Genomic DNA, 13,185 nt, shown 5'->3' with positions numbered 1-13,185 from the left:
GGCTTAACCCTGTTCCCATGACCGGTCAAAGCCGTTGCGGCGACCATTTTCATCCGGCCGGCTTGCGAAAACGGAGGGTCATCCGGTCGCTCTCGCCGATCGCGTCGAAGGCGGCCCGTTCAGCCTCGGTCAGCGGTGTCGGCCGGTCGCCGGGGTTGCCGGTGCGCGGGGCCGCGAGCCGCGTCGGCGGCAGGGTCCAGACGCCGTAGGGATGGTCGCGGTCGTCGGCCGGATTGGCGTTCAGCTCGCTGCGCGCGTCGAGTTCGAAGCCGGCGGCCCGGGCCGCCTGGATGATGTGGCTCTCGGGCATGTAGCCGGTCAGGGCGGTCTGGTCGGGGTTCAGGCCGTCGGCGCTGCGGTGCTGCTCCACCGCCAGCACCCCGCCGGGCCTCAGGGCCCTGAAGATGGCGGCCAGGTAGGGCTCGGTCCGGCCGGAACGGCGCCAGTTGTGGAAGGTGCGGGCGACCACGACCATGTCCGCCCCGCCGTCGGCGACGCCCATGCCCTCGAGGGGCCGGTTCACGGCCACATAGGTCCCGCCGGTGGCGGCGGCGTAGGGTTTGAGGATGTTGCGCCACCAGCCGGTCGGCCCGGGTTCGATCTCGACGACGGTCGCACCCGGCGTCAGGCCCCAGAAGGTCAGGGTCTCGAACGGCCGCCGGTGGGCGTCGCGGGCCACGTCGACGGCGGGCCGGGCCGGCGAGGCCACGGCCGCCTGCAGCGCCTCGTCCTCCTGCGGAACCGGCGGCGTCATGGCGGCCCGCCGGGCGGCGCGCTGCGCCGGGGTTTCGTCCAGCGCCGGCAGGGGCGGCAGGATCTGCGCCGGCGCCGCCGTCGGCAGGGCCAGGGCGACGGTCAGGGCGAGAGCGGACAGGCGCATCGATCGTCTCCGGATGATGAGAGGCCCGACCCTGCGGGGTTCGGTCCGCCCGGGCAAGCCATCAGGGCCCGGCGGCGACAGAATGAAGCGCCGTGGACGCGTCCGCGGCCCCCTTGACGGCGGTTCGCGCCATCCCACATCAGGCTCCGAGGACGCCGGCATCGGGTCCTCCGGGCCGGACGGGGCCGAGCATCGGACCGTCCGGGCTGAACACCCATCGCCGTCCCGGGCCCCAAACGCAGGGGCGGCTCAACCTTGCTGATCCCCAGGAGGATGACATGCGTACCTATGATTTCACCCCGCTCTACCGTTCGGCCGTCGGCTTCGACCGTCTGGCCGGTCTGCTGGAAAGCGCTGCGCGCACCAGCCAGGAGAACGGCTGGCCGCCCTACAACATCGAGACCACGGGCGAGAACGCCTACCGCATCGAGATCGCCGTCGCCGGCTTCAAGCCCGACGAGCTGAACATCGAGGTCAAGGAGAACCTGCTCACCGTCACCGGCCGCAAGACCGCCAACGACGACGGCGCCGGGCGGAATTTCCTGCACCGCGGCCTGGCCGAGCGCGACTTCGAGCGCCGTTTCCAGCTGGCCGACTATGTGGTGGTGAAGGGCGCCGACCTGGTCAACGGCCTGCTGTCGATCGATCTGGAGCGCGAGCTCCCCGAGGCGCTGAAGCCGCGCCGCATTGAGATCGGCTCCGGCCAGCCGCTGATCGAGGGCCGCAGGAACAAGGCGGCCTGAGCGCCCGACCGGTCGCACACTGGCGAAGGGGCGGCGTCCGCGCCGCCCCTTTTTCGCGTCAGGCGGCGGTGTCGAGTTCGAGGCCGCGGGCCCCGGCGGTGATCGCGCCGGTCAGGTCGGCCTGGCGCAGGCAGGCGCCGCGCAGGATGGCGCGGCCCAGGTCGGCGTCGGTCAGATTGGCGCGCTTCAGGTCGGCGCCCGACAGGTCGGCGCCCTTGAGGCAGGCCCCGGTCAGGTCGGCGGGCAGCAGCCGGTCGGCGGCGATCATCAGCGGCCCGAGCTGGGCCTCCCGCAGGTCGGCGCCGTTGAGCCGGGCCCGCGTCAGCCGGGCGCCGCGCAGATCGGCCCCCTTCAGGTTCGCGGCGCGCAGGTCGGCGCCCTCGAGATGCGCCCCCTGCAGCTGCACCCCCTCCATGTCGAGGCCGTAGAAGACCGCGCCCCTGGCCGACAGGGCCGTCAGATTGTAGCCGGTGATCGAGCGCAGGGCCCTGAGGTCGACGCCGTCGAACACCGAGGGCCGGCCGGCGGCGCCGCCCGTCTCGCACCAGCGGGCGTGTTCGGCGAGCATGTCGGCGGCCGGCATCTTGCCGACCGGACTGCCGACGCAGCGGCCGTCGGTGAGGGCGCCGGTCATATCGGCCCCGTCCGTCCGCCACATCGATGTCCTGGCCCCGACCAGCACCGCGTCGCGCAGATCCGCACCCGACAGGTCGGCGCCCGACAGGTCGGCCCCGGCCAGGTCGGCTCCCCTGAAGCTGGCCTGCTTCAGATTGGCCCGCACCAGCTTGCAGTCCTTCATGATCGCGTCGGTGAAATCGGCCGCGACGGCGACGATGCCGGTCAGCTTGGAGCGCTCCAGATTGGCCCCCGCCAGACAGGCCCCGGAGGCCTGGGTGTCGTGGCGCTGCTTGGCCTCGATGACGCGGAAACCGAGCTTGGCGTCGGCGGCGGCGATGGCGCCCTCGCGCAGGTCGGCCTCGAACAGGTCGGCGCCGGTCAGGTCGGCGCCGCGCAGGCAGGCGCCGCGCAGGTCGGCCCGGCGCATGCTGGCGTCGACGAGCAGCACGTCCTGCATGTCGGCGCCGAAGAAGGTGGCGTTGTCCAGCCTGGCCCCGGTCAGGTCCGCCCCGATCAGGCTGGCGGCGGCGAAGTCGGCGTCGGCGAGGTTGCGGCCGGCCAGCGACAGGCCCGACAGGTCGAGCCAGGCGAAGACGGCCCGGGCCCCGCCGGGCTTGGCCTGCCACAGCCGGTCGTGCCGGGCGCAGATGGCGTCCAGCTCCTGCTGATCGATTCGCCTTCTGGCGGCGGCGGAGGGGGCGGTTCCCGACATTGCCCCAGAATGGCACGCCCCCGCTTAAGGAAAGGTGATGAATCAGCGAGGCTGGCGGCGCGGCCGCGGCCGGCTCAGGAGGCCAGCAGGCCCTGGTCCGCGAGGGCCTCGGCCAGATCGCCGGGGCCGACCCAGACGCGGGTGTAGCCGGCCTCGCCGAGCCGCTCCAGCTCGGTGGCCAGGTCGGCCTTGGGCGAGGCCGCGAAACGGGCGTCGAAACCGTCGCCGGTGTCGCTGACGCGGACCAGCGGCCGGCCCGTCTCGACCCGGTGCAGATAGCCCTCGTAGAGCACCGCCGCCTCCTGGGCGAGCAGGCCGGTCTCGACCCGCAGCCCGGCCTTGCGCAGGCGGTCGACGCCGCGCCCGCAGGCGAACGGCGACGGGTCGACGGCGGCGACCACGACCCGGGCCACGCCCGCGTCCATCAGGAAGTTCGCGCACGAGGTGCGGCCCGAGGACCGCGCCCCGCACGGCTCCATGGTCACATAGGCGGTGGCCCCCCTGGCCCGGTCGCCGGCGGCGGGCACGGCCTGCTCCTCGGCGTGCGGCCGGCCGCCCGGCGCGGTGGCCGCCTCGGCGAGGATCTCGCCGTCCCTGACGATGACGCAGCCGACCGCGGGATTGGGCCAGGTCTGGCCCATCCGCGCCCTGGCCAGGGCGATGGCGCGGCCCATGAAGCGGATGTCGTCGGAGGCCTGCCTGGCGTCGGTCATGGCTCAGGCTCCCGGCAGGGGCGGCAGTTCGGCGGCCCGGGCCGCGTCGAGATAGCGGGCGGTGGTCGGCTTCAGGTCCGTGTCGAGATCGACCTCGAGAGGGTTGCCGGTGGGAATCTCGACGCCGACGATCCGGTCGTCGGGCACGGCGAACAGGTGTTTGACGATGGCCCGCAGCGAATTGCCGTGGGCGGCGATCAGCACGTCGTCGCCGGCCCGCAGGCGCGGCGCGATGGCTTCGTTCCAGTAGGGAAGAACCCGCTCGAGCGTGGTCTTGAGACTCTCGGTGTCGGGGATGGCCTGGCCGGCGTAGCGGGGATCGGCGGTGAAATCATACTCGCCGCCGGGAGGCAGCGGCGGGGGCGGCACGTCGTAGCTGCGGCGCCAGATCTTCACCTGGTCCTCGCCGTGCTTCGCGGCGGTCTCGGCCTTGTCGAGTCCGGTCAGGCCGCCGTAGTGGCGCTCGTTCAGGCGCCAGTCCTCGATCACCGGCACGTCCTTCAGCCCGGCCGAGTCCAGCGCCAGGGCGCCGGTGCGTTTGGCCCGCTTCAGCACCGAGGTGAACATCACCGCCGGGGTGAATCCGGCCGCGGCGATCAATTCGCCGCCGCGCCGCGCCTGGGCCTCGCCCTCGGCGGTCAGGTCGACGTCGACCCAGCCGGTGAAGCGGTTCTCGAGGTTCCACTGGCTCTGGCCGTGGCGCAGCAGGATCAGGCGGGGCATTCAGATCTCCGGTGAATGTCGGTGCGGGGTAGGCCGGGGGTCCGGAAGGGTCAAGCTTCGCCCGGCGCGCCGGGTTCCCGGGACCGATCCCCGACCTCGGGCGTTGTTGCGGCTCGACGGGACCGCGGGCTAGAAGCGTGGCCGTGGCCGGGCCTCCGTCCGTGTCTCCAGCCGAACGCCGAGGACCCATGCCCAGACCGCGCTCCGATCTCCGCCCCAACACCGCGGACTACGAAACCGTCCCCCTGGTGAAGCCGACGGGCTTTCGCGAATACGACGCCCGCTGGATCCTCGAGAAGGAGATCAACCTGCTCGGCGTCCAGGCGCTGGGGCTCGGCCTGGCCACCTATGTCCACGAGATCGGCCAGCGGCCGCGCATCGTCGTCGGCCACGACTACCGCGCCTATTCGCTGTCGGTGAAGCAGGCGCTGACCCTCGGCCTGCTGGAGGGCGGCATGGAGGTGGTCGACATTGGCCTGGCCCTGTCGCCGATGGCCTATTTCGCCCAGTTCGAACTGGACTGCCCGTGCGTGGCCATGGTCACCGCCAGCCACAACGAGAACGGCTGGACCGGGGTCAAGATGGGGGCCCAGCCGCCGCTGACCTTCGGCCCCGACGAGATCGGCCGGCTGAAGGACATCGTCCTGAACGGCGAGGGCGTGAGCCGCGCCGGCGGGATGCTGACCCGGGTCGGGGGTTTCCGCGAGCGCTATATCGCCGACGTCGTCTCGAAGACGAAGCTGACCCGGCCGGTCAGGGTGGTGGCCGCCTGCGGCAACGGCACCGCCGGGGCGTTCGCGCCGGAGGCCCTGCGCCGGATGGGGGCCGAGGTCATCGAGATGGACACCGAGCTCGACTGGACCTTCCCCAAATACAATCCGAACCCCGAGGACCACGCCATGCTGACGCAGATGGCGGCCCGGGTGCGCGAGACCGGGGCCGACCTGGCGCTGGGCTTCGACGGCGACGGCGACCGCTGCGGCGTGGTCGACGACACCGGCGAGGAGATCTTCGCCGACAAGATCGGCCTGATGCTGGGCCGCGACCTGTCGGCCCTGCACCCCAACGCCACCTTCGTCGTCGATGTGAAGTCGACCGGCCTGTACAAGACCGACGCGGTGCTGAAGGCCAACGGGGCGAAGACGGTCTACTGGAAGACCGGCCACAGCTACATCAAGCGCAAGACCGCCGAACTGGGTGCGCTGGCCGGCTTCGAGAAGTCGGGCCATTTCTTCTTCAACGCCCCGCTCGGCCACGGCTATGACGACGGCATCGTCGCGGCCGGGGCGGTGCTGGCCATGCTGGACCGCAATCCGGGCAAGAAGCTCAGCGAGCTGAAAGCGGCCCTGCCGGACGCCTGGACCAGCCTGACCATGTCGCCGCACTGCGACGACGAGCTGAAGTATGAGGTGCTGTCGCGCATCGTGGCCGAATACGAGGCGCTGGCGGCGGCGGGCGGGTCGATCCTCGGCCGCAGGATCGTCGAGGCCATCACCGTCAACGGGGTGCGGGTGCATCTCGAGGACGGGTCGTGGGTGCTGGTGCGGGCCTCGTCCAACAAGCCGGAGCTGGTGGTGGTGGTCGAGAGCATGCGGTCCGAGGACGACATGCGCGCCCTGTTCCGCGACGAGGTGAAGCCTCGGCTGGCGAAATACGGCGAGGTCGGGGCCTACAACCAGGAAATCTGAGGGGGGCGACAGGGGCGGCGAAAAAACGCCGAAATCCTGCCCTCCCGACACTCTGACGCACGGGCCGGCGATGCCGGCGGTCGCATTCCGGAGCGGAGCGGAGCCGGTTCCTGCGGCGGAAGCGGCGGCGGCTGACTGTCAAGGACCGTCCCCGTGGGGATGAAGGCATTCATGCACGGCGATACGTCAGACGCGGACGCATCCTGCCGGCGCCCCGCCGTCCTCACTGCAAGGGATGACAGGACCTGACCGGGATTGGCCGGGATGGCAGGGTATCAGAGGACCGGGTGCGGCCGATGCGGTCAGACCAGCGCCAGCAGCCCGATCAGGCCGAGGGCCAGGCCGGTCAGGGCCAGCAGGGACAGGGTGACGACGGCGGCGATGCGCGGGCCCGAGCGGGCCACGGCGCGGGCGTCGGTGCTGAGGCCGAGGGCGGCCATGGCCAGCACCGTCAGGGCGGTCGTGACCCCGTCGAGCACGGGCAGGGCGCCGTCGGGGATCAGGTCCAGCGAGCGCGCCCCCATCATCAGCAGGAAGCCGACGATGAACCACGGCAGCAGATGGCCGAGGGGCACGCGGCGCGGGGGAGAGCCGGCAGCGGCGTCCGCCCGGCCGCGCAGGGCGACGATGACCGCCAGGGCGAGGCAGACGGGGCCGAGCATCAGCACCCGGACCAGCTTGATCAGGGTCCCGGCCTGGGCGGCCACGGCCCCGACCGGCAGGGTGGCGGCCAGCACCTGGGGGACGGCGTAGACGGTCAGGCCGGCCAGCACGCCGTAGCGCACGTCCGTCATCTGCAGCGCCGTCCCGAGCAGGGGCAGCGACAGGACCACGGCCACGCCCAGCACGGCGGTGAAGGCGATGGCGGCCGAGACGTCCTCGGCGTCGGCGTCGATCACCGGGGCGACGGCGGCGATGGCCGAATTGCCGCAGATGGCGTTGCCGCAGGCGATCAGCACCGCCATCCGGCGCGGCAGGCGCAGCAGCCGGCCGAGGCCGTAGCTGACGGCGACGGCGAGGGTGACGACCAGCGCCGTCCCGAACAGCAGGCCGGGCCCGATGGCCATCACCGTGGCGGCGCTGACCGAGGCGCCGAGCAGGACCACGGCGATCTCCAGCAGGGTGCGGCCGCTGAACTCGACGCCGGGCCGCACCGAGGCCGGCGGCGTCCACAGCGAGCGGATCGCCGCCCCGATCAGGATGGCCAGGACGATGGCGTCGACCCAGCCGCGCCCGAACAGCCGCAACTCCAGCGCCTGTACGGCGACCGCCGCCAGCGCCACCGCGACGCAGACGGCCAGGCCGGGGATCAGGCGGGCGATCAGGGACAGGACGCCGGGGCGGCGGGCGGGAATCATCGGGTGAGACTGCGCCGGGGATGGGCTGCAATCCATCGTTCAGTTCGAAGGAAGCCAGGCGTGCGTTCGACAGACGAGGCTGCGCTGGATATCAGAAGTGGGTGGAGGACATGGCGGCGGCGCTCGAATGTAAAGCGTAACTTGACGCTTATCATTTTTCCGGGTAGTGTGAATGAAGATCAAAAACGTGATCCACAAGGGACTGCGGCGGTTCATCGAGGACGACGACGGATCGGGGCTGCCGGCCCAGTATGTGTCGAAGATCGCGAAGATCGTCTCCTTCCTGCAGGACATGGCGCGGGAAGACGAGTTGCGCGCCATTCCGTCGTGGAAGGCGCACCAGCTCACCGGCGACCGGAAGGGTGTCTGGAGCCTGTTCGTCAGCCGAAACTGGCGGCTCACATTCCGGATCGAACACGACCAGGTCGAGATCATCGACCTGAATTTCGAGGACTACCACTAGGGAAGACGGCCATGACCCAGGCATCCGGCATCCGTATGAAGCGCCCGGCCCATCCCGGCGGCTTCATCAGGACGGAGATCATCGAACCGCTGAACCTGTCGATTACGGCCGCCGCCGCCGCCCTGGGCGTGACCCGGCCGGCCCTGTCGGCGCTGGTGAACGAGCGGGCCGCGCTGTCGCCCGACATGGCGATCCGCATCGACAAGGCGTTCGGCGTGTCGATGGAGACCCTGCTGCGGATGCAGAACAGCTATGACATCGCCCAGGCGAAGTCGCGGGAGGGAGAGATCGGGGTCGCGCCCTACGTCGCGGCCTCGGCCTGACGGCCATTGGCTCAGAGTCCGACGATTTCCGCGCCGTGACGACCTCCCCTACCCCGCCGCCTTCACCGCCGCCGCCACCTCGGCGACCACGGCCTTGACCAGTTTCTCGTCGTCGCCCTCGGCCATGACCCGGATCAGCTTTTCGGTGCCGGAGGGGCGGACCAGCAGGCGGCCCTGGCCGGCGAGGCGGGCCTCGGCCTCGGCGATGGCGGCCTTGACCGACGCCGCCTCCAGCGGCTTGCCGGTCGTGTAGCGGACGTTTTCCAGCTTCTGCGGCGCCGGCTCGAACTGGCGCGCCAGCTCGCTCATCGGCCGGCCGCTCTCGACCAGCACCGCCAGCACCTGCAGGGCCGACATCAGGCCGTCGCCGGTGGTGGCGTGGTCGTGCAGGATGATGTGGCCCGACTGTTCGCCGCCGAGGTTGAAGCCCCCCTCGCGCATCCGCTCCATGACGTAGCGGTCGCCGACCCTGGTCCGCTCCAGGGTCAGGCCCTCGGCCTGCAGCCGCCGCTCCAGCCCGAGGTTGGACATGACGGTGGCGACGAGGCCGCCGCCCTTGAGCAGGCCGCGCCGGGCCCAGTCGAGGGCGACCATGGCCATGATCTGGTCGCCGTCGACGACCTGGCCCTTCTCGTCGCAGATGATGACCCGGTCGGCGTCGCCGTCCAGGGCGATGCCGATGTCGGCGCGGTAGGTGCGCACCGCCTCGGCGATGGTCAGGGGGTGGGTCGAGCCGGTGTCGGCGTTGATGTTCAGCCCGTCCGGCTCGACGCCGACGGCGCAGACCTCGGCCCCCAGCTCGTAGAGGGTGGTCGGGGCCACCTTGTAGCCGGCCCCGTTGGCGCAATCGACGGCGATGCGCAGGCCCTGCAGGCTGAGGCCCTTGGGGAAGCTGGCCTTGGCGATCTCGACATAGCGGGCCTGGGCGTCGTCGATGCGCTTGACCCGCCCCAGGGCGTCGGGCGCGGCGAGATCGGCGTCGAGCGCCTGATCCATCATCGACTCGATCTTCAGCTCGACGGCGTCGGACAGTTTGTAGCCGTCCGGGCCGAACAGCTTGATGCCGTTGTCGAGATAGGCGTTGTGCGAGGCCGAGATCATCACCCCGATGTCGGCGCGCATCGACCGGGTCATCATGGCCACGCCGGGGGTCGGCAGCGGCCCGAAGGTGCGCACGTCCATGCCGGCCGAGGAGAAGCCCGCCACCAGGGCCGGCTCGATCATATAGCCGGACAGGCGGGTGTCCTTGCCGATCACCACCAGATGCCGGCGGTCGTCCGAGGACATGAACAGGCGGCCGGCCGCGAGACCGACGCGCAGCGCCACCTCGGGCGTCATCGGATGGCTGTTGGCCCGGCCGCGGATGCCGTCCGTGCCGAAATAGCGTCGTTCACCCAACTGTCACGTCCTCTGAAGGTGGCGGCCAAGAAATGTTGCGAAACCGCTTTTCAGGTGCAAATCCGATGGTCCGTCGCCTAAACGGTGTCGGACGACGGGGGTGCTTAGACCGTCCGGCGCCGCGCGCAAAGCGCGGAAACCCCAGTTTTCGAGGATCTTATCCATGTGCGGCATCATCGGTGTGACGGGCGTCGGCCCGGCGGTTCCCCGCCTGATCGACAGCCTGAAGCGGCTGGAATACCGGGGCTATGACTCCGCCGGCGTGGCCGCCCTGGTCGACGGCCGCATCGAGCGGCGCCGCGCCAAGGGCAAGATCCGCGAGCTGGAGGCGGTGCTGGCCGCCGAGCCGCTTCAGGCCACGGTCGGCATCGGCCACACCCGCTGGGCCACCCACGGCGCGCCGACCACCGAGAACGCCCATCCGCACAAGGCCGGCCGGGTGACCCTGGTCCACAACGGCATCATCGAGAATTTCGCCGAGCTGAAGGCCGAGCTGGCCGCCGGGGGCCACGTGTTCGAGAGCCAGACCGACACCGAGGTGGTGGCGCACATGCTGGACCGCGAGCTGGGGCGCGCCAACGATCCGCTGGTCGCCTTCAAAACCGTGCTCGACCGGCTGACCGGGGCCTATGCCCTGGCCGTGCTGATCGAGGGCGAGGACGGCCTGATCCTCGGGGCGCGGCGCGGCAGCCCGCTGGTGGTCGGCTGGGGCGAGGGCGAGATGTACCTCGGCTCGGACGCCCTGGCCGTGGGCCCCTTCACCCAGCGGATCTCCTATCTCGAGGAGGGCGACTACGTCGGCGTCGACCGTTCGGGGGCGCGGATGTTCGACGTCGACGGGAAGGCCGTCGACCGGGCCGTGGTGCAGGTCTCGGCCTCGTCCGCCCTGGTCGAGAAGGGCGAGTACCGGCACTTCATGGAGAAGGAGATCCACGAGCAGCCGGACAGCGTCCAGCGCACCCTGTCGGAGTACCTCGACTTCGTGAACGGCCGGGCCAAGACCGGCGGCGCCGACTTCACCGCCGTCGAACGCCTCCAGATCGTCGCCTGCGGCACCGCCTTCTACGCCGGCCAGATCGGCCGCTACGCCTTCGAGAAGCTGGCCGGCCTGCCGTGCGACGTGGAGATCGCCTCGGAGTTCCGCTACCGCCAGCCGGCCCTGACGCCGGGGACGCTGGCGGTCGCGGTCAGCCAGTCGGGCGAGACCGCCGACACCCTGGCCAGCCTGTCGTGGTGCAAGGCGGCCGGGCTGAAGACCGCCGCCCTGGTCAATGTCCATTCCTCGTCGATGGCGCGCGAGGCCGGAACCCTGTGGCCGACCCATGCCGGGCCCGAGATCGGGGTCGCCTCGACCAAGGCCTTCACCGCCCAGATCGCGGCCCTGCTGGCGCTGGCGGTGTCGGCGGGGGTGCAGCGCGGCCGGATCGACGCGGTGCGCGAGGCGGAACTGGTCCGGGCGCTGTTCGAGGCCCCACGCCTGATCGCCGAGGCCATGCTGATGGAGGACGACCTGAAGGCGGTGGCCCACGACGTGGCCAAGGCCACCGACGTGCTGTTCCTCGGCCGCGGCGCGATGTTCCCCCTGGCCATGGAGGGGGCGCTGAAGCTGAAGGAGATCAGCTATATCCACGCCGAGGGCTACGCCGCCGGCGAGCTCAAGCACGGGCCCATCGCCCTGGTCGACGAACTGACCCCGATCATCGCCCTGGCCCCGCTGGACGAGGTGTTCGAAAAGACCGCCTCCAACCTCCAGGAGGTGGCGGCGCGCGGCGGGCCGGTGATCATGATCGCCCCGAGGTCGGCCCCCGATCCGCACGGGGCCGGCATCCGCCGCGTCGACGCGCCGGAGTGCCACTCGCTGATCGCGCCGCTGGTCTACGCCGTGCCGGTGCAGCTGCTGGCCTATTATGTGGCGGTGCAGAAGGGCACCGATGTCGACCAGCCGCGCAACCTGGCCAAGTCGGTGACGGTGGAGTGATCGCGCGGCGTCGCTTATGGGTTAGGCTGGCCGACCCCGCCGTTCAGGATATCGCATGACCGTTCACGCCCGCCGTCTCCGCAAGGCCGTCCTGCCCGTCGCCGGCCTCGGCACCCGGGTGCTGCCCGGCACCAAGACCACGCCCAAGGAGCTGCTCAACGTCGTCGACCGGCCGATCCTCAGCTATATCGTCGAGGAGGCGCGCGAAGCCGGGATCGAGCACATCGTCTTCGTCACCGGCCGCTCCAAGGGGGCGATCGAGGACTATTTCGACCACCAGATCGAGCTCGAGGCCCAGTTGCTGGCCAAGGGCAAGACCGACATCCTCGAGATGATGAACGCCGAACTGGCCAGCGCCGGCGAGATGAGCTTCACCCGCCAGATGCAGCCCAAGGGGCTGGGCCACGCGGTCTGGTGCGCGCGCGACATCATCGGCGACGAGCCGTTCGCGGTGATCCTGCCCGACGTCATCGTCGACGCCCGGCCGGGCGCCCTCAAACAGCTGGCCGATGTCTACGCCGAGGTAGGCGGCAATGTGATCGGCGTCGAGTCGGTGCCCGAGAGCGAGACCCACAAATACGGCATCGTCGATCCCCAGGGCCGCGACGGCAATCGCATCCGCATGAGGGGCATGATCGAGAAGCCGCCGCGCGGCGAGGCCCCGTCGACGCTGTCGATCTCGGGCCGCTACATCCTGCAGCCGGAGATCTTCGGGATCCTGGAGACCCAGCCGCGCGGGGCCGGCGGCGAGATCCAGCTGACCGACGGCATGGCCCGGCTGATGATCGACCAGACCTTCACCGCGGTGGAGTACGAGGGCGTCACCCACGACTGCGGCGACAAGATCGGCCTGCTGCGCGCCAACGTGGCCCTGGCCCTGAAGCGGCCGGACCTCGGCGAACAGGCGCGGGCGGCGATCTCGGCCCTGCTCTGACGGTCAGCGCCGCGGGGGCTGGCCGGCGATCTTGCAGACGTGGTCGAGCTGCGGCCGGCCGCTCTGCGAGCCGGTCGGGGCCAGCACGCCGCCGCGGGCCTCGCAGTCCGCCGCCAGCCGTTCCAGCTCCGCCGCATAACCGCCCGGGCCCGCGCCGGAGGCGCAGGCCGCCAGGCTCGTGGCGAGGGTCGCGAATAGGACGATACGCATGGCGTTCTCCTGTCAGATCCGGGGCATTATAGACCCCGGCCGCCGCCTTCGTTCAACGGCGGCGACCAGCCGGCCGAGATCGGCGGGCGAGGACAGCCGGTGGTCGCCGCCGGCGATCAGCTCCAGGGTGACGTCGGCGTCGGCCAGCCGCTCGATCAGGGTGATCTGGCGCCGCCACGGCGCCACGTCGTCGGCCCGGCCCTGCAGGATGTGGACGGGGGCCGCGACCGGCAGGGCGCCGCGCAGCAGCAGCCAGTCCCGGGCCTCCTCGAACATCCGCCGGGTCAGGACGTATTCGCCCAGGCCGTCCTCGGCCACGAGGGTCTCGCCCTCGCGCAGGATGGCCTGGCGTTGGTGATCGGCGAGGCCGGGCCACATCAGGTCCTCGGTGAAGTCCGGGGCCGGATTGACCAGCACCAGGCCGGCCAGCCGCTCGGGCCGGGC

General features: G+C 71.2%; 13 protein-coding genes and 1 pseudogene. 6 read left to right on the top strand and 8 right to left on the bottom strand.

Going from position 1 to position 13,185, the window contains the following annotated elements; genetic code table 11:
* Nucleotides 1-49 precede the first annotated feature (49 nt).
* Nucleotides 50-880: a methyltransferase gene (locus tag Q0588_RS10560; RefSeq protein ID WP_298745916.1), complete on the bottom strand. Its 831-nt coding sequence runs from the start codon at nucleotides 878-880 to the stop codon at nucleotides 50-52.
* Nucleotides 881-1,158: 278 nt separating this feature from the next.
* On the opposite strand from Q0588_RS10560, the gene Q0588_RS10555 reads away from it, so the two are divergent.
* Nucleotides 1,159-1,623: an Hsp20 family protein gene (locus tag Q0588_RS10555; protein WP_298745915.1), complete on the top strand. Its 465-nt coding sequence runs from the start codon at nucleotides 1,159-1,161 to the stop codon at nucleotides 1,621-1,623.
* A 58-nt stretch (nucleotides 1,624-1,681) separates the two neighbouring features.
* On the opposite strand, the gene Q0588_RS10550 is transcribed toward Q0588_RS10555, so the two are convergent.
* The 3 genes from Q0588_RS10550 to gpmA form a co-directional block, all read right to left on the bottom strand.
* Entirely contained in the window at nucleotides 1,682-2,953 is a 1,272-nt protein-coding gene (locus Q0588_RS10550) for a pentapeptide repeat-containing protein (RefSeq protein WP_298745914.1), read from the bottom strand.
* Nucleotides 2,954-3,027: 74 nt separating this feature from the next.
* Nucleotides 3,028-3,666, bottom strand: coding sequence for a bifunctional diaminohydroxyphosphoribosylaminopyrimidine deaminase/5-amino-6-(5-phosphoribosylamino)uracil reductase RibD (locus Q0588_RS10545; RefSeq protein ID WP_298745913.1), 639 nt, complete (start codon nucleotides 3,664-3,666; stop codon nucleotides 3,028-3,030).
* A 3-nt stretch (nucleotides 3,667-3,669) separates the two neighbouring features.
* A complete protein-coding gene (gpmA, locus tag Q0588_RS10540; RefSeq protein ID WP_298745912.1) occupies nucleotides 3,670-4,389 on the bottom strand; it encodes a 2,3-diphosphoglycerate-dependent phosphoglycerate mutase in 720 nt (239 codons plus the stop codon).
* Nucleotides 4,390-4,577: 188 nt separating this feature from the next.
* On the opposite strand from gpmA, the gene Q0588_RS10535 reads away from it, so the two are divergent.
* Nucleotides 4,578-6,077, top strand: a complete 1,500-nt coding sequence (locus Q0588_RS10535) for a phosphomannomutase/phosphoglucomutase (RefSeq protein ID WP_298745911.1) — start codon at nucleotides 4,578-4,580, stop codon at nucleotides 6,075-6,077.
* Nucleotides 6,078-6,379: 302 nt separating this feature from the next.
* Here the strand turns inward: Q0588_RS10535 and Q0588_RS10530 are convergent, their stop codons facing one another.
* On the bottom strand, nucleotides 6,380-7,435 hold the full coding sequence (locus Q0588_RS10530) for a putative sulfate exporter family transporter (protein ID WP_298745910.1): 1,056 nt from the start codon (nucleotides 7,433-7,435) through the stop codon (nucleotides 6,380-6,382).
* Between the two features lie 172 nt (nucleotides 7,436-7,607).
* Here Q0588_RS10530 and Q0588_RS10525 point away from each other — a divergent pair, with 172 nt between their 5' ends.
* Together Q0588_RS10525 and Q0588_RS10520 are read left to right on the top strand one after the other, a co-directional pair.
* On the top strand, nucleotides 7,608-7,898 hold the full coding sequence (locus tag Q0588_RS10525) for a type II toxin-antitoxin system RelE/ParE family toxin (protein ID WP_298745909.1): 291 nt from the start codon (nucleotides 7,608-7,610) through the stop codon (nucleotides 7,896-7,898).
* Between the two features lie 11 nt (nucleotides 7,899-7,909).
* A complete protein-coding gene (locus Q0588_RS10520; protein WP_298745908.1) occupies nucleotides 7,910-8,221 on the top strand; it encodes a HigA family addiction module antitoxin in 312 nt (103 codons plus the stop codon).
* 48 nt (nucleotides 8,222-8,269) lie between these two features.
* Here Q0588_RS10520 and glmM read toward each other — a convergent pair whose 3' ends face one another.
* Complete coding sequence (gene glmM, locus Q0588_RS10515) at nucleotides 8,270-9,619, bottom strand: phosphoglucosamine mutase (protein ID WP_298745907.1); 1,350 nt, start codon at nucleotides 9,617-9,619, stop codon at nucleotides 8,270-8,272.
* A gap of 163 nt (nucleotides 9,620-9,782) precedes the next feature.
* Here glmM and glmS point away from each other — a divergent pair, with 163 nt between their 5' ends.
* Both glmS and Q0588_RS10505 read left to right on the top strand, forming a co-directional pair.
* Complete coding sequence (glmS, locus tag Q0588_RS10510; RefSeq protein WP_298745906.1) at nucleotides 9,783-11,597, top strand: glutamine--fructose-6-phosphate transaminase (isomerizing); 1,815 nt, start codon at nucleotides 9,783-9,785, stop codon at nucleotides 11,595-11,597.
* A gap of 55 nt (nucleotides 11,598-11,652) precedes the next feature.
* A complete protein-coding gene (locus Q0588_RS10505; protein ID WP_298745905.1) occupies nucleotides 11,653-12,531 on the top strand; it encodes a UTP--glucose-1-phosphate uridylyltransferase in 879 nt (292 codons plus the stop codon).
* A gap of 3 nt (nucleotides 12,532-12,534) precedes the next feature.
* Here the strand turns inward: Q0588_RS10505 and Q0588_RS10500 are convergent, their stop codons facing one another.
* Complete coding sequence (locus Q0588_RS10500) at nucleotides 12,535-12,741, bottom strand: hypothetical protein (protein WP_298745904.1); 207 nt, start codon at nucleotides 12,739-12,741, stop codon at nucleotides 12,535-12,537.
* A 12-nt stretch (nucleotides 12,742-12,753) separates the two neighbouring features.
* A pseudogene (locus Q0588_RS10495) lies at nucleotides 12,754-13,185 on the bottom strand (alpha/beta hydrolase); the annotation flags it as partial.

Origin of the sequence: uncultured Brevundimonas sp. (assembly GCF_937870815.1) — a bacterium.
Classification (GTDB): Bacteria; Pseudomonadota; Alphaproteobacteria; order Caulobacterales; family Caulobacteraceae; genus Brevundimonas.
Note: the sequence above shows the minus strand (reverse complement) of the source record. Positions and strands in the feature narration are given on the sequence as shown.